A 20,087-nucleotide genomic window follows, 5' to 3' on the forward strand; every position below is an offset into this window, starting at 1 on the left:
TCAGTGCGGCGACACGCGCCGAAAAGCAAGGGGGACTCTTGTCCACAGCTTTTCCGAATGCTTTCAACGTTCCGCCTTGCAAGGGCGGTTGCTCGGCGCGATGAGGGGACAATGGTCGAACTCGTGCAAATCACCCCCGCCGCAGAAGCCGGCATCACCGAACTCCCCCGCAATGTGGAGGCGGAGGCCGCCCTGCTGGGCGCGCTGATGATCGACAACCGCATTGCCGAGGATGTGCAGCTCAAGCTCAAGCCGGAGCATTTCTTCGAGCCCCTGCACGGCCGCATCTACGAATCCGTGATGAAGCTGGTCGAGCGCGACATGGTCGCCAACCCGGTGACGCTGAAACCGATGCTGGAGCAGGACCCGGCGCTCAAGGAACTGGGCGGCGTCGGCTATCTGGCGCAACTGACGGGCAATGGCGCGGCGCTGCTGGGCGCCCGCGACTTCGCCACGCAGATCTACGACCTTGCCTTGCTGCGACAGCTTGTCCATGTCGGCCGCGAACTCGTTGAAAACGCTCTGGATACCAGCGAGGACGTAAACCCCCGCGAACAGATCGAGCAGGCCGAGGTCGCGCTTTACAAGGTGTCGGAGGGGGAGGGGGAGACCGGGTCGGTCAAGAGCTTCGCCACGGCCACCACCATGGCGGTCCAGATCGCGGAGCGCGCGCTCAACAGCGGCGGGCATGTTTCGGGCATCACCACCGGCATCAACAGCCTGAACGAAAAGATCGGCGGCATGCACAATTCGGACCTCATGATCCTCGCGGGTCGTCCGGGCATGGGCAAGACGTCGCTGGCGACCAACATCGCCTATAATGCCGCCTCGCGCTGGCTGCGCGACAATGCCGACGGCATTCCGCCGGAAAAGAATATGGGCGCGAAGACCGCTTTCTTCAGCCTGGAAATGTCCGCCGACCAGCTCGCCACCCGCGTTCTGGCCGAACAGTCGGGCATCAGCGGCGAAGCGCTGCGCATGGGCAAGATCAGCCGCGCCGATTTCCAGAACCTCTCCCGTGCGGCGCGGGAATTGCAGGAACTGCCGCTGTTCATCGACGACACGCCGGGCCTGACCATCGCCGCGCTGCGCACCCGCGCCCGCCGGCTGAAGCGGCGGCATGACATAGGCTTCGTCGTGGTCGACTATCTCCAACTGCTCCAGGGCACCGGAAAGGGCGACAATCGCGTCAACGAGATTTCGGAAATTTCCCGTGGTCTGAAGACCTTGGCGAAGGAACTTAACTGCCCGGTTCTGGCCTTGTCCCAGCTCAGCCGCGCCGTCGAACAGCGCGAGGACAAGCGGCCCCAGCTATCGGACCTTCGTGAATCGGGCTCCATCGAACAGGACGCGGACATGGTCTGGTTCGTCTTCCGCGAGGATTATTATGTCGCCGCGAAGGAGCCGGGGAACAAGGAAAGCCCCGAACATCTGGAATGGGCGCAGGAAATGGAGCGCATCTACGGCCTGGCCGAGGTGATCGTGGCCAAGCAGCGCCATGGTTCGACCGGGCGCATCCGCATGAAGTTCGACGCGAAGATTACCCGCTTCTCCGACCTGGCGGAGGGCAGCTATCTGGAGGATTACGAATAGAGCCAGAGGGCTTTCACAAGCCGCGGCGTGCTAAAAATATGTGACCGCCGGAAGTTCGGAAAACCGCCATTCGCAGCCTGCCATTGGCTGCATCCCCACACATCCTAGCCCGAAACAAAAGCCTGGAACACCAGCGCCAGCCCCACCAGGCTGACGAGATAGGCAATGGTCCGCACCATGGGAATGCCCATGCCGTACAGCGGCAGGTAAACCGCCCGCGCGCCCAGCCAGAGCCACCCGCCAAGGGCTGTCGTTCCGCTGGTTTTCCCCGCGATCACCACGCCCAGAAGCACGATGATCGCGATCGGATAGGTTTCGAGGAAATTCGCCTGCGCCCGCACCAGCCGCCCGCCGACGGGATCGAGCGGCGGCAATTCCTCATCCCGCGCGCCCATGTTCCATTTGGTGCCATATTGCCGCGTCTTGATATGCGCCGCCGCGAAGATGTGGACCAGCAGCAGCACGCAACTCCACGCCAATATCTTCAGCTCGACGGCCATATCTCGTCCTCCGCTCAGTCTGTCATGACCGCCGACCATATCGCGCCCGCATGGTCCGCGCCATAAGTCTCGATTGCCGCAGGCGGCGGATTGACTGCCGGCGCCCATCATCGGGGCCATAGGCGCTCTCTTCGCAACGGGAGGATCGGAAGAGCGCAATATTCCCACGAGTCGGGATATTCTCGACGCAACCGCCTTTTCGGTCAGAACACCGGCTGGTTGGCCGGATCGTCCGGATCGGCCGCGGGGGAGGGGATCGGCGTCACCGGCGAGTGAATGCCGCACTCGACCTTGTCCCACCCGCGCCAGCGCCCGGCGCGGGGATCTTCCCCCGGCAGCACCTTGGACGTGCACGGTTCGCAACCGATGGACAGATAGCCCTGCGCCTCCAGCGGATGGCGCGGCAGCTTCTCCGCCTCGAACCAGGCCTCCAGATCGTCCTTCGTCCAGTCGCCCAGCGGGTTGATCTTCAGCCGGCCGTCCTCGACCTCGAAACGGGGCAGGTTCTGCCGCGTCACCGACTGGAACGCCTTGCGCCCGGAAATCCACGCATCCAGTCCATCCTTGGCGCGGTTCATCGGCTCGACCTTGCGGATTTCGCAGCAGCCGTCGGGATCGTAGGACCAGCGCAGGCCGGTCTCGTCCTTCGCCGCCAGCACTTCGGCATGGGGCGTGACGGCGCGGCTGTCGGTAAAGCCCAGCGTGCTGATCAGCGTTTCGCGATAATCCAGCGTTTCGCGGAACATCTTGAGCGTGTCGACGAAGATCACCGGCACGGTCCTGTCCGCCTTGGCCACCAGCGACAGCAGCACCGCGCTTTCCGTGCCGAAGGAGGAGACGACGGCGACATTGCCCGCCAGCCCCTCGGCAAAGACGGTCTTGAGCATCGACAGCGTGTCGACGCCCTCGAAGCGCGCGTTGAGCGCATCCGCATCCGCCTGGGTAAAGGCGGGGCGGGCGTCGATTACGTCGAGCTGGCGGGCAGGTTCAGCCATTTACAGTCTCCGGGTGCCGTTTCGCCCAGATGGGGCGGCGGCCGTCGATCGTCTTCTGATAGACGTCGTCATAACGATGGAGCGCGCGCTCCACGGCGGCATCGTCCAGCGCCTTGTCGGGCCGGAAGCTGTCGAAGCCGCAGCGGCGCATCGCGACGATCTGGTCCACCAGCACATCGCCCACGGCGCGCAGTTCGCCCTGATAGCCGGCCTCGCGCAATATCCGCGCCGCCGAATAGCCGCGTCCGTCGCCGAAAGCCGGGAAGTTCACCTCCACCAGCGACAGCCTGTCCAGATGGGGCAGCAACTCGCGGGCATCCTCGCCCGCTTCGATCCGGACGGCGGTCGAATTGGACTGACCGGTGAAGGATTCGACCGTGACCGCCGGTTCCTGGCCGGTTTCGCCTTCGCGGAAGGACAGGAACTCAACCATAGATCGCCTCCTTGAAGGGCTTCATGCCAAGACGGCGATAGGTGTCGAGGAAGCGTTCGCCTTCCTCCCGCTGTTCGAGATAGAGGTTGGTGACCTTCTCGATCGCGTCGACCACGCCGTCCTCCGAAAAGCCGGGGCCGGTGATCTGTCCGACGCTCGCATCCTCCGCGCCCGACCCGCCGAGCGAAAGCTGGAAATTCTCCACGCCCTTCCGGTCCACGCCCAGCACGCCGATATGGCCGGCATGGTGATGGCCGCAGGCATTGATGCAGCCGGAAATCTTGACCTTCAGCTCGCCCAGTTCCTTCTGCCGGTCCGCCGCGGCGAACCGTTCCGACAGCTTCTGCGCCAGCGGGATGGAGCGGGCATTGGCGAGGCTGCAATAATCCAGGCCCGGACAGGCGATGATGTCGGTGATCAGGTCCAGATTGGCCTCGGCAAGGCCAGCCTCGTCCAGCTTCTGCCAGATGGCGTGGAGGTCCGCCATCTTCACATGCGGCAGGACCAGGTTCTGCGCATGGGTGACGCGCAGCTCGTCGAGCGAATATTGTTCGGCCAGCTCCGCAACCAGCGCGATCTGCTCCGCCGAGGCATCGCCCGGAATGCCGCCGCGCGGCTTCAGGCTGATGTTGACGATGGCATAGCCCGGCTGCTTGTGCGCCGCGACCTGACGGTCCACCCAAAGGGCGAAGGCCGGATCGCTGCGGTCGATGCTGTCCTCCAGGCCCGTTTCATAGGCGGGGCCGGCGAAATAGGCGCGGATGCGGTCCAGTTCCTCGGTCGGCGGGTTGAGGCCCAGCGTCCGCATATGGGCGAACTCCTCCTCGACCTGCCGCTTATATTCCTCGACGCCCAGTTCATGGACCAGGATCTTGATCCGCGCCTTGTACTTGTTGTCGCGCCGGCCATAGCGATTATAGACGCGCAGGCACGCCTCCAGATAAGAGACGATCTCATCTTCGGGCACGAAGTCCCTGATAAGCGGCGCAACCATGGGCGTGCGACCCATGCCGCCGCCGGCATAGACTTCCGCGCCTGTCCGGCCGTCGCGCGACACCAGCTTCAGGCCGATGTCGTGCAGGCGCATGGCGGAACGGTCATCCTCGCTCGCGATCACCGCGATCTTGAACTTGCGCGGCAGATAGGTGAATTCGGGATGGAAGGTGGACCATTGGCGCAACAGTTCCGCCCAGGGACGCGGGTCGGCCACTTCGTCCGCCGAAACCCCGGCATATTGGTCGGACGAGATATTGCGGATGCAATTGCCGCTGGTCTGGATGGCATGCATCTCGACCGTCGCCAGTTCGGCAAGGATATCCGGCGCATCGGCCAGCTTGATCCAGTTATATTGCAGGTTCTGGCGTGTGGTGAAGTGACCATAGCCCCTGTCGTATTTCGCCGCGATCTCGCCCAGCTTGCGCATCTGCCGGCCGCTCAGCGTACCATAGGGAATGGCGACGCGCAGCATATAGGCGTGCAACTGGAGATAGAGGCCGTTCATCAGCCGCAGCGGCTTGAACTGGTCCTCCGTCAGTTGTCCGGCCAGGCGGCGCTGGGTCTGGTCGCGAAACTCCTCGACGCGGGCGTCGACGATGGACTGGTCGTAGCTGTCGTAACGATACATGGTTCAGATCACCCAGTTGCCGGCATCGGCGTCATTCGGTTTCAGCGTCAGGTCGGGGCGCACCGTCGGCCCCAGGGCGCGGATGCGGTCCTTGATATGCGCGGGGCGCACGCCTTCTGCGGTCACGGTCGCATCGATCACATAGGCGCCCACGACCCGCAGTGCGGCTTCCTCCGCCCGGGCCAGATCCTCGCCCTTGTCGCCCACGTCGACGGAATCGCCGACCTGCCGCGACCAGCCGTCGCCCGCCCACCAGATCACGTCCCCGGTGCCGAGGTCATTGCCGGTCAAAATCTTCACTTGTCAGTCTCCGCCCCAAATGTCTCCTGCGCGGCCCAGCCGGCCAGCACATCCTGCGCCAGCGCATAGGCCGCAACCTCCCCGACCACAATCAGGGCAGGGCTTTTCACCTTCTCCCGCGCGACCATCTCGCCCAGATCGGCAAGCAGGGTGCGCAGCGTCCGCATATCGGCGCGCGTGCCGTTTTCCAGCACGGCCACGGGAATGGCCGGCGACACGCCGTCGGCCATCAGCTTGTCGGCAATGTCCGTCGCCGTCGCCACGCCCATATAGATGACGAGCGTGCGTCCCGCGCCCGCCAGCCCGGACCAGTCCTGATCGGTCAGCCCCTTGCATTGCCCGGCCACGAAGCTGACCGCGCTTGCCGCATCGCGATGGGTGAGGGGCAGTTGCGCCTGCGCGGCGCAGCCGATGGCGGCGCTGATCCCCGGCACGACCTCCACCGGCACCCCGGCGGCGCGGCAGGCTTCCATTTCTTCGCCGCCACGGCCGAAGATGAAGGGATCGCCGCCCTTCAGCCGCACGACCCTGCGCCCGGCGAGCGCCAGTTCGACCAGCAGGGCATTGATCCCGTCCTGCGGCACCGAATGACGGCTGCGCTGCTTGGCGACAGAGATCAGTTCGGCCTGTGGGGAGGCGAGCGCCAGGATCTCGCCGGAAACCAGCCCGTCATGCACGATCACCTCGGCCTCGCCGATCAGCCGCGCGGCGCGCAGCGTCAGGAGTTCCGGGTCGCCCGGACCGGCGCCGACAAGGGTGACAGTGGCAATGGGAGTTTCAGCCATGTTGGGCAGATGGCGAAAACAGCCCGCGGTTTCAATTCAGAATGCGTTGGCCAGGGCGAAGGAAAATTTGGGGAGGATCGATTTGATCCTGTCGCCCCGTCGCTCTGCTGCCAGACCACCCGGCCGCTCAATCGCCCATCAGGCTGGTATCGACGTCCTTCAGGCCAATGCCGATGGATGCGCGCGGCTGCTCGATCTCCACAGACACGACCGGATAGGCGCAATAATCGGCCGCATAATAGGCGCTGGGCCGATGATTGCCGGAAATGCCCACCCCGCCGAAGGGCGCGGAGGAGGATGCCCCATTGGTCGGCCGGTTCCAGTTGACGATGCCCGCCCGGATATTGGCCCAGAACTGGTTATATTGTTCCGGCGATCCCCCGATCAGCGCGGCGGAAAGGCCATAGCGCGTATTGTTCGCCTCCCGGATCGCGGATGCGAAATCCGGCACCCGGACAACCTGCAACAGGGGGCCGAACAGCTCGACGTCGGGCCGCTCCGCCATGGCGGTCACGTCGATGATCGCCGGCGTCACGAAGGGCAGCCCCTTGGTCGTGCGGACCATGTGCTTGATGGGCTTGCCACCGTTGCTCATCAGATAGAGGAAGCTCTCCGTCAGATGATCCGCCGCCTGATTGTCGATCACCGGCCCCATGAAAGGCGCAGGGTCCGCATGGGGATGGTCGACGATCAGCCGGTCCGCCAGCCTCTTGACCTCTCCGACCAGCGTGTCGGCCAGCTCCTCCCTGACGATCAGCCGGCTCGCGGCCGTGCAGCGCTGCCCGCTCGACAGGAAGGCCGACTGGACGATCAGCGTCGCGGCGCTGGCGATGTCGGCCGTATCCCAGGCGACGATCGGGTTGTTCCCGCCCATTTCCAGCGCCAGTATCTTGCCGGGATTGGCCGCGAACTGCCGGTTGATCGCGATGCCCGTCTGCGCCGACCCGGTGAAGAGAATGCCCCCCACATCGGGATGGGCGGCCAGCGCCTTGCCCTCGTCGGGTCCGCCCAGCACCAGCCGGACGGCATCCTCCGGCACGCCCGCCTCATGGTAGAAACGCACCAGCATCTCGCCCACGGCCGGCGTCTTTTCCGACGGCTTGAAGACGACGGCGTTGCCGGCCAGCAGCGCGGGAACGATATGTCCATTGGGCAGATGCGCCGGGAAATTATACGGCCCCAGCACCGCCATGACGCCATGCGGCTTGTGCCGCACGGACTGACGCGCGCCCATCGCCGCTTCAAGCCGTCTCTGTCCGGTGCGTTCGGAAAAGGCGGCGACGGAAATGTCGACCTTGTTCATCACCGCGGTCACTTCGGTCCGCGCATCCCACAGGGGCTTGCCGGTTTCGCGGGCGATCAGGTCGGCCAGCGCTTCCTCATTGGCGCGCACGACATTGACGAAGCGGCGCAGCGTTTCGATGCGGTAGGCGACAGGCTGGGCGGCCCATTTCGGCCAGGCGGCACAGGCGCGGGCGACCTCCGCCTCCACGTCGCTGGCAGTCCCCTGCCACAAAAGAGCACCAGTGGCGGGTTCGAACGAAGTCAGCGTGGCGGACATGGCACCGATATGGAGGATAATGGGGCGTTAGGGAAGGGGCGGCAAACGGCTCCCTCCTCCCTCGGGGAGGGGGAAGCGGGCGTGGCGAGCGGAACGGCAAGCCGACGTAACGGAAAGCCCGTCCGCCCCGCCAGCGGAGGAGAATTCAGGGCACATCAGGGGCGCCGCCCAATGCGTCGCCCATGCGCCGGATCGCCGCCACCTTCGCATGCAGCGGCGTCCAATCGTCCCGCTCGGCAATCCCGCTCCAGATCGCCTCCACCTCATCGATATGCATGGAGCAGGGCGCCGGATCGGCCCAATAGGCATGATCCTGGGGCCCGCTCGCCTCGAACCCGGAAATGGCCTCGCGAAATCCCGCCCATTCCTCCCCGGCATAAGGCGCGCCGTCGCGGGGATCGCCGCCGCGCCAGTCCTGGAAGAAGCGATCGATCGGCCTTTGCGTCGCGATCATGCCGCGCACCGCCGCTTCGATCATGGTGGAGGCGTCGTCCGTCGGCGCCACCCCCAACCGCCAGCAGAAGCGCCGCGCCATCGCCTCGGCATAGAGCGCCGGAAAGCGCTCCAGCTGCTCGATCAGCGGTTCGGCCTCCACCAGGGGACGCAGCGACACGGCAAGCTGCGCCACGTCCCAGTGGATCGCTTCCGCCTGCCGTCCGAAGGCATAGAGCCCGGCATGGTCGAAATAGGCGGCGGTGAACCCCTCTTCCCAAAGCGGCGTGAACCGCCAGGGCCCATAGTCGAAGCTCTCGCCCGTCACATTGATGTTGTCGCTGTTGAGCACGCCATGGACGAAGCCCGCCACCATATAGCTCGCGGCCAGATCGGCCGTTCGCTCCACGACCCGGCCCAGCAGTTGCGCGGGAGGATTGTCGCCCGGCGCCTCGCCGTAGAGCTTCGTCAGCGCATAGTCGACGAGCCGCTCCAGCAGCGCCTTGTCGTCGAAATAGGCCGCCCGCTGGAAAGACCCGATGCGGATATGCGAGTGGCTGAGCCGCACCATCACCGCCGCGCGGGTGGGGGAGGGTTCGTCGTTGCGCTCCAGCGCCTCGCCCGTCTCGATGATGGAAAAGGTCCTGGAGGTGTTGACGCCCAGCGCCTCGAGCATCTCCGTCGCCAATATCTCCCGCACGCCGCCCTTCAGCGTCAGCCTGCCGTCCCCGAAACGGCTATGGGGCGTCCGGCCGGAACCCTTGGTGCCCAGGTCGAGCAACCGGCCGGCCCCGTCCCGAAGCTGCGCGAACAGGAAACCGCGGCCGTCCCCGATGTCGGGATTGTACACGCGGAACTGATGCCCATGGTAGCGCAGCGCCAGTGGCTGGGGCAGCGATCCCTCCAGCGGCTGGAACCGGCCGAAATGCGCCAGCCATTCCTCATCGCTCAGGTCGCCCAGGCCCACGGCTTTCGCCCAGCGGTCATTGCGGAAACGCAGGATGGTCCGGGGAAAGTCGGCCGCCGCGACGGGATCGGCAAAATCGGGCTGCAGCGCGGCGATTTCGTTCGCGGGGCTGAATTTGGCGGGTTGCAGGGCAGGGCGCATGCGGCGATATGGGGGATGCAGGGTGGAAGGATCAAGCAGCTTGAGCAGCTATAGCGACGGATACTGGTGGTCCCCCGATGGGCTGAGGCTCCATTATCGCGATTATGCTGGCGGCGAAGATGGCCGCCCTCCCTTGCTCTGCCTGCCGGGCCTGACCCGCAACGCCCGCGATTTCGAACCGCTGGCGGCGCGCCTCGCCGGGCCATGGCGCCTCATCTGTCCCGACTTGCGCGGCCGCGCCGAAAGTGCGCAGGCGAAGGACCCGATGACCTATGTCCCGCTCACCTATCTGCAGGACATCAGCCGCCTGCTGGCGGATCTGGCCATCACCCGCTTCGTCGCCATCGGCACGTCGCTGGGCGGCATCATCACCATGCTGATCGCGGCGACCCATCGCGAATGGCTGGCCGGGGCGCTGCTCAACGATGTCGGACCGACGCTGGAGGAGGCGGGCCTGGCGCGCATCCGCACCTATGTCGGCATCGGCCAGTCGCATCCAAGCTGGGTGCACGCCGCCCGCGCGCTGGAGGAATCCAACGGCGACGTCTATCCCGGCTATGGCCTCGACCAATGGCTGGCCATGGCCAAGCGCCTCTACCGCCTCAACAGCGCGGGGCGCGTCGTGCTCGACTATGACATGCGCATAGCGGAGCCGCTGCGGGTCGCGGGCAGCGAGGCGAGCGTGGACATGTGGCCGGTCATGCAGGCCTTTCGCGGAATTCCGACGCTGGTGCTGCGCGGCGAGCGCTCCGACCTGCTCTCCGCGGCCACCGCCGCCCGCATGGTGGAGGACATCGGTCCCGGCGCGGAGTGCGCGGTCATCTCCAATGTCGGTCACGCCCCCGTTCTCGACGAGCCTGAATCCGTCGCCGCCATCGACCGGCTGCTGGCGCGGGTCCTGAATGGCTGAAGCGGCTTGAGCGGCATGGAGCGTTTCGCCGCGGGCCGGCCTCGGCAGATCGACGGGCCGCCCCGGCTGCTGCATGTCCACGGCAGCTTCTCGCTTGGCGGGAAGGAGGCGCGGGCCGTGCGCCTGATGAACCTTTGGGGCGACCGCGCCCGTCACAGCATCGTCAGCGCCGCGCCCCAATTGATGAGCGCGCGGGACGCCATCGACCCCGCCACGCCGGTCGATTTCCCCCAGCCTCCTCCACTCGCCGGCAGGCCGGGCCTCAGGCGTTTCCGGGCGATTGCGGCCTTCCTGTCGGACTACGACCTCATCCTCAGCTATAATTGGGGCGCGATGGATGCGGTGATGGCGCGGCGCATCCATGGCGGTCCGCCGCTGATCCATCATGAGGACGGCTTCAACGCGGATGAGGCGGGCGGCCTCAAGCCGCAGCGCAACCTCTATCGCCGCCTGGCGCTTCAGCGCGCCCATGCGCTGGTCGTCCCGTCCGTCCGGCTCGACGGCATCGCCCGCGAGGTGTGGCGTCAGCCGCCGCGAAAGGTCCACCTGATCCGCAACGGCATAGACACGGCGCGCTATGCCCTGCCGCCTGTGCCGGATGCCATTCCAGCCCTCGACCGCTCGGCCGGCAAGCTGCTGGTGGGGACGGTGGCGGGCCTGCGCCCGGTCAAGAACATCCGCCGCCTCGTCCGGGCCGTCGCGCCGCATCGCGACCGGCTGCAACTTGTGGTGGTGGGGGAGGGGCCGGAACGCGACGCCATAGCGGCGGAAGCCAGGGATCACGGACTGGCCGACATCTGCATGGCCGGATTCCTGCCGGAACCGTGGCGCTTCATGGGCCTGTTCGACATCTTCGCTTTGTCTTCGGACAGCGAGCAGTTCCCGATCTCGCTGGTGGAGGCGATGGCGGCGGGCCTGCCCGTCGCATCGACCGATGTGGGGGACGTCGCTGCCATGGTCGCGCCCGAAAACCGGCCGTTCGTCGTCCCGGACGAAGCAGCCCTGTCCTCGGCGCTGGGCGCGCTGGCCGGCGATCCCGGTCTGCGGCAAAGGCTTGGCGAGGCGAACCGCCAACGCGCCTGCCGCGATTTCACCGAAGCCGCCATGGTGGACGCCTATGCCGGCCTTTACGGTCAGGCACTATCCAGCCCCCATATTTTGCGGTAGGGCGCGCCCAAATATTCGTCATCCGACCGTAAAGCTGCTATAGGGCGGCGTTCAGGTGGTCGGGGGCCACGGGATTTTTGCGCGGGAGATTGCGTTGTTCAAGGGGTTGAAGCCCATCGTTTACGGCGGCCGGGAAGTCTGGCCATTGGTCGAAGGCGGCAAGGGGGTAGCCGTTTCCAACCATGCCAGTTCCGGCGCCTGGGCGGCGGCCGGCGGCATCGGCACGGTGTCGGCGGTCAATGCGGACAGCTATGACAGCTTCGGCAACGTCATTCCCCAGATCTATCATGGTCGCACCCGCCGCGACCGCCATGAAGAACTGATCGCCTATGCGATAGACGGCGCGGTCGAACAGGTGAAGCGGGCCTTCGAAATCGCCGGTGGCAAGGGCGCGATCAACATCAACGTGCTCTGGGAAATGGGCGGTGCGCAGCGCGTCCTCCACGGTGTCCTAGAAAAGACGAAGGGAATGGTCGCGGGCGTGACCTGCGGCGCGGGCATGCCCTACAAGCTGTCGGAGATCGCCGCCTCCTACGGCGTCAACTATCTGCCCATCGTCAGTTCCGGCCGTGCCTTCCGCGCCCTGTGGAAGCGCGCCTATTCCAAGGCATCGGAATGGCTGGCGGCGGTGGTCTATGAGGACCCGTGGCTGGCGGGCGGCCATAACGGCCTGTCCAACGCCGAAGATCCCAAGGTGCCGCAGGACCCCTATCCCCGCGTCCGCGACCTGCGCGCCACCATGCGGGAGGGGGGCATTTCCGACGATGTCCCCATCGTCATGGCAGGCGGCGTCTGGGCGCTCAAGGACTGGAACGACTGGATCGACAATCCGGAACTGGGCGCGATCATGTTCCAGTTCGGCACCCGTCCGCTGCTGACGCAGGAAAGCCCGATCCCGCAGGCGTGGAAGGAACGGCTGATGCAGCTGGAGCCGGGTGACGTGCTGCTCCACCGCTTCTCGCCGACCGGCTTCTACAGTTCGGCCGTCCGCAATCCCTTCCTGCGCTCCCTGGAAGCCCGATCGGAACGGCAGATCCCGTTCAGCACCGAACAGGCCGGCGACCATACGCATCAACTCGACGCCGGCGTGAAGGGCAAGAATTTCTGGGTGACGCGCGGCGACCTTCTGCGCGCCCGCGAATGGGTGGGGCAGGGCTTCACCTCCGCGCTCAAGACGCCGGACAATACGCTCGTCTTCGTGACGGAGGAGGAAAAGGCCGAAATCCGCAAGGACCAGACCGATTGCATGGGCTGCCTCAGCCAGTGCGCCTTTTCAAGCTGGATGGACAGCGAGACCAATTCGACCGGCCGCCTGGCCGATCCGCGCAGCTTCTGCATCCAGAAATCGCTGCAGGAGGCCGTTCATGGCGGCGACCTCGACAAGAATCTGCTCTTCGCGGGCCATGGCGCCTACAAGTTCAAGCAGGACCCCTTCTATTCGAACGGGTTCGTGCCGACCGTGAAGCAACTTGTCGACCGCATCCTGACCGGCGACTGATGGCGGACATTCAGGGATTGGCGGTGCTGCACTACGACACGCCGCATTTTGAGGTCGTGCGTCCGGGACAGTTCGTCCTTTGCGCGGTTTCCGGCGCGCGCATCGATCTGGAAGACCTCAAATATTGGAGCGCGGAGTTTCAGGAGGCCTATAAGGGACCGGAGGAGGCGACCCGTTCCTTCCTGAACCATCGCGGCGCGGATTTTCGGTAAAGGTCTGAATTCAGGCGAATTGCTGGAATTTTATCGGGACCGGCCACGCCCGGGCCTTTTTGCACGGCGGCGGTTCAAGCCTCTGCTTTTTCCATCCGGCGCTTTTATGTCTCCGCCTGCCGCACTTATCCTATTCCTTTGTCCCCGCTGATGGTTTATCCTTCATGAACGAAGCGACGCAGATCGCTCGACCGAGGAAGGATGTAAGCGATGTCGCGGATCGACATTTTTGGTGATCGCCTCTGTGTTGTGACGAGCCTGCTGATCGTGGGCTGGTTCCTTTATAATGTGGCGTTCTGACGGGCGTCCCACCTCGTTCCGGACGGCTCGCTTCCACCCGCAGGACGGTTCCGCGTCCCCCATATCGTGAAACCTGTGGTCTCGCCGTCTTAAGCAAAGCTTTCTTCCATCTCTCTACAAATTGAGTAGATATATTGCCGAGCGCAACGCTCCGCGGCTTTTGAAGGATGTCAGCTTGCTCCGCGTCACCAACGGCTAAAGCGCACGGTACTGAAGCGACGACGCAAGGTTTCGTGTTCCTCCTCGACAGGAGAAGACGATGACCCAGAATGCCACTCGTGCCCGCCGGCAACGCCGTTTCGGCTCCAGCCCGCAAATCCACATCCCCCATTCCTCCTGGACGCGTCCCGAACGCGCGCCCGAAACCGCGACGCCGGTCAAACCCGACGAGTTCTGGAGTCGCCTGGGGCTTTAAACCCAGGCGCTTGCGAATGGGGGGCGCCGGGACCGTGGTTCTGGGGAGCCTAGGCCCCCGCCGCCTTTCGCCATGAGCCGCCTTCTCAATTCCCGCCGTCCAGCAGCCGCCGTGCGATCACCTGCGCCTGGATTTCCCCCGCGCCCTCGAAGATGTTCAGGATGCGCGCATCCGCGAGCAGGCGGCTCACCTGATATTCGGTCGCAAAGCCGTTGCCGCCATGGATCTGCAACGCATTGTCCGCCGCCGCCCAGGCGACGCGGGCGCCGATCAGCTTGGCCATGCCGGCCTCCAGGTCGCAGCGCTTCCCCTCATCCTTGCGGCGCGCGGCGAAATAGGTGAGCTGGCGCGCGCCCATGATCTCCGCCGCCATCATCGCCAGCTTGTTGGCGACACGGGGGAAGTCGAAGATCGGGCGGCCGAACTGCTTGCGGTCGAGCGCATAGGAAAGGCCGATGTCGAGCGCGGCCTGCGCCACGCCGATGGCGCGGGCGGCCGTCTGGATTCGCGCGGATTCGAATGTCGCCATGAGCTGCTTGAAGCCCTGCCCCTCAATGCCCCCCAGCAGGTTCTGGGCGGGCACGCGGAAATCGTCGAAGCCGATCTCATATTCCTTCATGCCGCGATAGCCGATCACCTCGATCTCGCCGCCGCTCATGCCCGGCGTGGGGAAGGGATCGGCCACCGTGCCGCGCTGCTTGGGCGCGATCAGCATGGAAAGGCCGCTGTAATTCTTCGTGCCGGGATCGGTGCGGACCAGCAGCGTCATCACGTCCGCGCGGGCGGCGTGGGTGATCCAGGTCTTGTTGCCGTTCACCCGATATTCGCCATCGGCCAGCGCCGCGCGAGTGCGCAGCGAACCCAGGTCGGAGCCGGTGTCGGGCTCCGTGAAGACGGCGGTCGGCAGGATCGATGCATTGGCGATCTGCGGCAGCCAATGGGCCTTCTGCCCGTCGGTGCCGCCGGTCAGGATCAGTTCCGCCGCGATTTCGGATCGGGTGGCGAGCGACCCCACGCCGATCCATCCGCGCGACAGTTCCTCCGACACGACGCACATGGCGGTCTTGCCCATGCCCAGCCCGCCGAACGCTTCCGGAATGGTCATGCCGAACACGCCCATTGCGCCCAGTTCCTCGACCAGGGGCAGGGGGATCAACTCGTCCTTCAGATGCCAGTCATGGGCGAAGGGCGCGACCTTCTCGTTCGAAAAGGCGAAGAACTGCTCGCGCACCATGTCGAACATTTCGTCCAGCCCGCAATTTTCCAGCGTGGCATGACCCCGCCGGGCAATGAGGTGGCGGGCGATGGCCGATTTCACCGCCTGCCCGCCGCCCTCACGGACAAGGGTGCGGAAAGCAGGCGCGTCGAGCGTCGACAGGTCGTCGGTCAGGTCGGTGGCGCGGATCACCTCGCCCTGGTTCATGGAAATGCCGCCCAGCATCTGCGCGCCATATTCCGCGAAGAGGAGTTGGGCGAGCAGCGCCTCGACCTCCCCGAACGCGCCCTGGGCGTCGAGATGGGCGGCCCAGTTGGCGACCTCCCGCATCATCTCCGCATAGGAGGCGAACCAGCCGAAGCCGTGGACGACATGCTGCTCCACATCGGCCAGCACGCGGTCGACCTGTCCCTTGTCGTTGGCGATGCGCGCCTTCACCTGCGGTTGGACGGCGGCGACGAAGGCCTGTGCGGCATCCGCCGCGCCCGAAAGCAGCGCGGGGAGGTCGGGAAGGACCAGCACCGTCTTTTCCAGTTCCACCGCCGCGCTCATCCTTCGCCAGCCTGTTTCTTGTTGGCCGTCGCCATCGCCTTGGCGTCCAGCCCGCCGACGAGATTGCCGGTCATCAGCTGGTTATGCGCATGGGCCAGATGGTGCATGTGGAACACGCCGTCCATCGCCTGCCGCTTGCCGCGCAGGTCTTCCACGAAGTTGAACGCCTGCTTGGTAAGCGCCATTCCGAAGCGGTCATGCTGGGCGATTTCGGCGGCGATCTTCGCGACTTCCTCACGCAGCGTCTCGCGCGGGAAAATCTCGTTCACCATGCCGAACTGATAGGCGCGCTGGGCCGGCATGCGGCGGCCGAGCAGCAGCAGTTCGCGGGCGACGCGCGGCGGCAGTTCGAAGGCATGGGCGAAATATTCGACGCCCGGCTGGGCCATGCGCTGCACCGGGTCCTGGAAGAAGGCGTCCTCCGACGCGACGATCAGGTCGCAGACCCACGCCAGCATCAGCCCGCCCGCGATGCAGGCGCCCTGCACCATGGCGATCATCGGCTTGGGAATTTCCTGCCAGCGGCGGCAGAGGCCGAGATAGCCGTCCTGCTCCAGTACATATTGCCGCTCCGCGCCGCCCTTGTTGAGGTGATCCCACCATAGGGTCGTGCGGAACCGGGGCATGTGGCTGTCCTTCTCCGGCGTGCCGATGTCGTGGCCGGCGGAAAAATGCTTGCCTTCGCCGCCCAGCACGATGACCTTCACTTCGTCATCCTCGACCGCGTGCTTGAACGCGTCGTCGAGCTGCCCAAGCAGCCGGTAATTCTGCGCATTGCTATATTGCGGGCGGTTCAGCATCACCCATGCGATGCCGTCCTCGACCCTGTAGGTCACATATTCAGGCTGCACTTCCTCGGACATGGTCGCTCTCCTCAGCGCGGCGGCATGCGCAGGCCGCCGTCCAGCCGCACATATTCGCCGTTCCAATAGTCATTCTCGATCATCGCCAGCGCCATGGCGGCGAACTCTTCCGGCTTGCCGAAGCGCTTGGGGAAGGGGACCGTGGCCGACAGCGCGTCGCGCACCTTGTCGCTCGCCCGCGCCATCAGCGGCGTGTCGAAAATGCCGGGCAGGATCGCGTTGACGCGGATGCCCTCGCCCATCAGGTCGCGGGCCATGGGGAGCGTCAGGCTGACGATGCCGCCCTTCGACGCGCTATAGGCCGCCTGGCCGATCTGGCCGTCCACCGCCGCCGCGCTGGATGTGTTGATGATCACGCCCCGCGCATTGTCCTCCAGCGGCTCCAGCGTCAGCATCCCCGCCGCCGACTTGGCGCAGCAGCGGAAGGTGCCGATCAGGTTGATCTGGACGATCCGTTCGAACTGGTCGGTGGGGAAGGCCTTGATCGCGCCGGTTTCGCGGTCGCGCGAGGCGGTCTTGACGACATTGCCGGTGCCCGCGCAATTGACGATGATCCGTTCCTGCCCATGGGCGGCGCGGGCCTGTTCGAATCCCGCATCGACCGATGCTTCGTCGGTGACGTCGACCTTGCAGAAGGTGCCGCCGATTTCGGCCGCGACCCTGTTCCCCGTCTCCTCGTTGAAGTCGAACAGGGCGACCTTCACCCCCCTGGCGGCGAGCGCGCGGGCGGTCGCTTCGCCCAGCCCGGATGCGCCGCCCGTCACGATGGCGGCAACGCTGTTGTCGAGTTTCATGCTTCTGTTTCCTCCTGGGCAGCGCGCTGGGCGATCGCGCCTTCGGCGGCCAGCGCATCGAGCGCCGCATCGTCGAGGCCGAGCCACTGGCCCAATATCTCACGGCTATGTTCGCCCACGCGGGGCGGGCAATATCGGTAGTCGGCGGGCGTGGCGGACAGCTTGCCCGGATAGGCGACGGTCGGTATCTCCACCCCATCCTCTTCCCGACGAAAGCGGTGGACGGTCTGCCGCGCCTCGATGAAAGGGTCTTCGAACACGTCCCTGATCGTATTGACCGGTCCGGCGGGCACGCCCGCCGCGACGAAGCGCGCCATCAGCGCGTCGCGGGGGAAGGGGCGGACGATCTCCTGCACCTTCGCCTCGATTTCCTCGCGGTTGATCAGCCGCTGGGCGCTGGTGGCGAAGCGCGGATCGGTGCCGAGTTCCGAATGGCCCATTTCGGTGCAGAAGGCGCGGAACTGCCGGTCGTTGCCGATGGCGATGATCATCACCCCGTCCGCCACCTCGAACGTCTTGTAGGGCACGACGGTCGGATGGCGGTTGCCCAGACGCCCCGGCACCACATTGCCGACGAGCCAGTTCATGCCCTGATTGGCGAGCATCGCGATCTGGGTGTCGAGCAGCGACACGTCGATCTGCTGCCCCTCGCCGGTCCGTTCGGCATGGCGCAACGCCATCAGGATGGAGACGGTGGCGAACATGCCGGTCGACAGGTCCGCCATGGCGACGCCGGCGCGCAGCGGGCCGCCATCCTCTTCCCCCGTGATGCTCATGAAGCCGCCCATGCCCTGCGCCACGAAATCGTAGCCGCCGCGATCGGCATAGGGGCCGGTCTGGCCGAAGCCGGTGATGGAGCAATAGACGAGGCGAGGGTTCACGCCACGAAGGCTCTCATAATCGAGGCCGTATTTCTTCAGGCCGCCGACCTTGAAATTCTCGACCACTATGTCGGCCTGCGCGGCGAGCTTGCGGATGAGTTCCGCGCCCTGCGGCGTCGCAAGGTTGATCGCGGCGGAACGCTTGTTGCGGTTGCAGGACAGATAATAAGCGCTGGTGCCGATCTCCGGCTCGCCATCCGCGCCGGTCAGATAGGGCGGCCCCCAGGCGCGCGTGTCGTCGCCATGGCCGGGCAGCTCGATCTTGATCACATCCGCGCCGAAATCGGCCAGGATCTGCGTCGACCAGGGGCCGGCGAGGACCCGCGAAAGGTCCAGCACCTTCACCCCTTCGAGAGCGCGGGCGTTCATGCCTGCGCTCCCGTCATCATCCTGTCGTCGGAAAATCGCATCCGCTCCTGTCCCTGAAGTTCTGCTGCATCGCTTGACTCAACAGATAGCGGGACAGGGCGGCTAGCGCAATGATTTTTGCACTATAGGATAGTTTTCAGATCATTTCTTGCCCGCCGTGGCGAGATAGGCGATCAGATTGGCGCGATCCGCGGGGTTGGGCAGGCCCGCGAAGATCATCTTGCTGCCCGGCACCTTCGCCGTCGGCTTGGCCAGGAAGGCGTCGAGCGACTTTGCGTCCCAACGGATCTTGGCGTTCTTCATCGCCGCCGAATAGGCGAAACCCGGAACCGTGCCGGACGTCCGGCCCACCACGCCGGCCAGCGAAGGGCCCAGCCGGTTGACCCCCGGATCGACCGTATGGCACGCCATGCAGCGGGCGAAAACCGCCTTGCCCTTGGCGGCGTCGCCCGCCTGGGCGAGTGCGGGGCTCGCAATCAGCGTGGCAGCGGCAAGCGCGACGAATTTCGAAATCATCAGTTATCCTCTTCCCTTCATCACTGGCTGGAATCTATACCAGTGTGCATAAATAACAAATAGCAGCCTGAGTCTGAACAGGAATTGAAGATCGGGCCGGAAGAAGGACATGCGATGGAGGGTGGTGGAGAGGCCATGCGGCGCTTCGGGCCGCTGGGAATGGTCCTGGCCCTGCTGGTGAACCTGATGTTCGCGCTCAACGTGATCGCGATGAAGGTGGTGGTGGACGCCACCGCGCCGCTGCTGTCGGTGGCGCTGCGCATGGGGGTGGTGTTCCTGCTGTGCGCGCCCGCGATCCGGTCGCTGCCCGGGCGGACGGGCTGGCTGGCGCTCTACGGGTTCCTGAACGGCGGCCTGTTCCTGCTGCTGCTGAACATCGCGCTGTTCATGGCCACCAATGTCGGCGCCCTGGCCATTGCGGGGCAGCTCAGCGTGCCTTTCTCCCTGCTGCTGGGCGCGCTGCTGCTGGGGGAGAAGCTCAACGCGCGCAAGGTCGCCGGGGTCATGCTGGCCTTTGCCGGAGTCGCGGCGCTGGTTTTCGATCCGCACATCCTGACCGAAGTGCCTGCCGTGCTGGTGATGGCGAGCGCGGCGATGACCTGGGGCGGCGCCACGCTGGTGCAGCGCAGGCTGGCGGGCGTCAGCGTGATGAACGGCCAGGCCTGGAATGGCCTGATGGGCGCCCTGACCCTCGCTCCCTTCGCGCTGATGTTCGAACGGTCGGCCATCGCCGGCCTGGCGCATGTCGGATGGGTGCCGGCGGCCTGGTTCGCCTTCAGCTGCCTTGGGTCGACGATCATCGGGCAGGGAACGCTGGCCTGGCTGCTCCAGCGCTATCCGATCTCGACGATCATGCCGTTGATGCTGGCGGCGCCGGTGATGTCGACGGTGTTCGCCTCGCTTTATTTCGGAACCCCCATCACCGCCGTGATGATCGGCGGCGGGACGCTGGCGCTGGCTGGCGTGACGATCATCGCCCTGTCGCCGGACCGCAAGGCGAGGGGCTGAGCTTCACGTCGCGGATCGGGTTGGAAAGCGATGTTTCCACGGACCTCCCAATCCA

Annotated in this window: 20 protein-coding genes; 7 read left to right on the plus strand and 13 right to left on the minus strand. The window is 65.5% G+C overall.

Annotated elements, in window-relative coordinates; all coding sequences use genetic code 11:
• Nucleotides 1–111: 111 nt before the first annotated feature.
• Nucleotides 112–1,593, plus strand: coding sequence for a replicative DNA helicase (locus TZ53_RS15710; protein WP_025549399.1), 1,482 nt, complete (start codon nt 112–114; stop codon nt 1,591–1,593).
• A gap of 104 nt (nt 1,594–1,697) precedes the next feature.
• Here TZ53_RS15710 and TZ53_RS15715 read toward each other — a convergent pair whose 3' ends face one another.
• The 8 genes from TZ53_RS15715 to TZ53_RS15750 all read right to left on the minus strand — a co-directional run bounded on the left by TZ53_RS15715 (nt 1,698) and on the right by TZ53_RS15750 (nt 9,331).
• Nucleotides 1,698–2,093 (minus strand): MAPEG family protein, encoded by a 396-nt coding sequence (locus TZ53_RS15715; RefSeq protein ID WP_025549398.1) that lies wholly within the window; start codon nt 2,091–2,093, stop codon nt 1,698–1,700.
• A 203-nt stretch (nt 2,094–2,296) separates the two neighbouring features.
• Entirely contained in the window at nt 2,297–3,088 is a 792-nt protein-coding gene (locus TZ53_RS15720) for a phosphoadenylyl-sulfate reductase (protein ID WP_044661887.1), read from the minus strand.
• A complete protein-coding gene (locus TZ53_RS15725) occupies nt 3,081–3,521 on the minus strand; it encodes a DUF934 domain-containing protein (RefSeq protein WP_044661888.1) in 441 nt (146 codons plus the stop codon). The genes TZ53_RS15720 and TZ53_RS15725 overlap by 8 nt, the downstream gene beginning before the upstream one ends.
• On the minus strand, nt 3,514–5,145 hold the full coding sequence (locus tag TZ53_RS15730; protein WP_044661889.1) for a nitrite/sulfite reductase: 1,632 nt from the start codon (nt 5,143–5,145) through the stop codon (nt 3,514–3,516). The genes TZ53_RS15725 and TZ53_RS15730 overlap by 8 nt, the downstream gene beginning before the upstream one ends.
• Before the next feature lie 3 nt (nt 5,146–5,148).
• On the minus strand, nt 5,149–5,445 hold the full coding sequence (locus TZ53_RS15735) for a DUF2849 domain-containing protein (RefSeq protein ID WP_044661890.1): 297 nt from the start codon (nt 5,443–5,445) through the stop codon (nt 5,149–5,151).
• A complete protein-coding gene (cobA, locus tag TZ53_RS15740; RefSeq protein WP_044661891.1) occupies nt 5,442–6,230 on the minus strand; it encodes a uroporphyrinogen-III C-methyltransferase in 789 nt (262 codons plus the stop codon). Before cobA ends, TZ53_RS15735 begins: the two co-directional genes overlap by 4 nt.
• Nucleotides 6,231–6,357: 127 nt before the next feature.
• Nucleotides 6,358–7,791: a succinylglutamate-semialdehyde dehydrogenase gene (gene astD / locus TZ53_RS15745; protein ID WP_044661892.1), complete on the minus strand. Its 1,434-nt coding sequence runs from the start codon at nt 7,789–7,791 to the stop codon at nt 6,358–6,360.
• A gap of 145 nt (nt 7,792–7,936) precedes the next feature.
• Complete coding sequence (locus tag TZ53_RS15750; RefSeq protein ID WP_044661893.1) at nt 7,937–9,331, minus strand: protein adenylyltransferase SelO; 1,395 nt, start codon at nt 9,329–9,331, stop codon at nt 7,937–7,939.
• 40 nt (nt 9,332–9,371) lie between these two features.
• On the opposite strand from TZ53_RS15750, the gene TZ53_RS15755 reads away from it, so the two are divergent.
• The 5 genes from TZ53_RS15755 to TZ53_RS27190 all read left to right on the plus strand — a co-directional run bounded on the left by TZ53_RS15755 (nt 9,372) and on the right by TZ53_RS27190 (nt 13,833).
• A complete protein-coding gene (locus tag TZ53_RS15755) occupies nt 9,372–10,241 on the plus strand; it encodes an alpha/beta fold hydrolase (protein WP_025549390.1) in 870 nt (289 codons plus the stop codon).
• Between the two features lie 15 nt (nt 10,242–10,256).
• Complete coding sequence (locus TZ53_RS15760) at nt 10,257–11,408, plus strand: glycosyltransferase family 4 protein (RefSeq protein WP_044661894.1); 1,152 nt, start codon at nt 10,257–10,259, stop codon at nt 11,406–11,408.
• 94 nt (nt 11,409–11,502) lie between these two features.
• Nucleotides 11,503–12,906: an NAD(P)H-dependent flavin oxidoreductase gene (locus tag TZ53_RS15765; RefSeq protein ID WP_025549388.1), complete on the plus strand. Its 1,404-nt coding sequence runs from the start codon at nt 11,503–11,505 to the stop codon at nt 12,904–12,906.
• Complete coding sequence (locus TZ53_RS15770) at nt 12,906–13,118, plus strand: DUF2093 domain-containing protein (protein WP_044661895.1); 213 nt, start codon at nt 12,906–12,908, stop codon at nt 13,116–13,118. The genes TZ53_RS15765 and TZ53_RS15770 overlap by 1 nt, the downstream gene beginning before the upstream one ends.
• Nucleotides 13,119–13,677: 559 nt before the next feature.
• The gene (locus tag TZ53_RS27190) at nt 13,678–13,833 is read left to right on the plus strand and encodes a hypothetical protein (RefSeq protein ID WP_165363371.1); all 156 of its coding nucleotides are present in this window, start codon (nt 13,678–13,680) and stop codon (nt 13,831–13,833) included.
• Nucleotides 13,834–13,918: 85 nt separating this feature from the next.
• Here TZ53_RS27190 and TZ53_RS15775 read toward each other — a convergent pair whose 3' ends face one another.
• The 5 genes from TZ53_RS15775 to TZ53_RS15795 all read right to left on the minus strand — a co-directional run bounded on the left by TZ53_RS15775 (nt 13,919) and on the right by TZ53_RS15795 (nt 19,024).
• The gene (locus TZ53_RS15775; RefSeq protein ID WP_044661896.1) at nt 13,919–15,601 is read right to left on the minus strand and encodes an acyl-CoA dehydrogenase family protein; all 1,683 of its coding nucleotides are present in this window, start codon (nt 15,599–15,601) and stop codon (nt 13,919–13,921) included.
• Complete coding sequence (locus tag TZ53_RS15780) at nt 15,598–16,464, minus strand: enoyl-CoA hydratase (protein WP_044661897.1); 867 nt, start codon at nt 16,462–16,464, stop codon at nt 15,598–15,600. Before TZ53_RS15780 ends, TZ53_RS15775 begins: the two co-directional genes overlap by 4 nt.
• Nucleotides 16,465–16,475: 11 nt before the next feature.
• On the minus strand, nt 16,476–17,258 hold the full coding sequence (locus TZ53_RS15785) for an SDR family NAD(P)-dependent oxidoreductase (protein WP_044661898.1): 783 nt from the start codon (nt 17,256–17,258) through the stop codon (nt 16,476–16,478).
• The gene (locus tag TZ53_RS15790; protein WP_044661899.1) at nt 17,255–18,508 is read right to left on the minus strand and encodes a CaiB/BaiF CoA transferase family protein; all 1,254 of its coding nucleotides are present in this window, start codon (nt 18,506–18,508) and stop codon (nt 17,255–17,257) included. Before TZ53_RS15790 ends, TZ53_RS15785 begins: the two co-directional genes overlap by 4 nt.
• Before the next feature lie 141 nt (nt 18,509–18,649).
• Nucleotides 18,650–19,024, minus strand: a complete 375-nt coding sequence (locus tag TZ53_RS15795) for a c-type cytochrome (RefSeq protein WP_025549382.1) — start codon at nt 19,022–19,024, stop codon at nt 18,650–18,652.
• A 114-nt stretch (nt 19,025–19,138) separates the two neighbouring features.
• Here TZ53_RS15795 and TZ53_RS15800 point away from each other — a divergent pair, with 114 nt between their 5' ends.
• Nucleotides 19,139–20,032, plus strand: coding sequence for a DMT family transporter (locus tag TZ53_RS15800; RefSeq protein WP_044663091.1), 894 nt, complete (start codon nt 19,139–19,141; stop codon nt 20,030–20,032).
• Nucleotides 20,033–20,087 lie beyond the last annotated feature (55 nt).

Origin of the sequence: Sphingobium sp. YBL2 (assembly GCF_000943805.1) — a bacterium.
GTDB lineage: Bacteria > Pseudomonadota > Alphaproteobacteria > Sphingomonadales > Sphingomonadaceae > Sphingobium > Sphingobium fuliginis.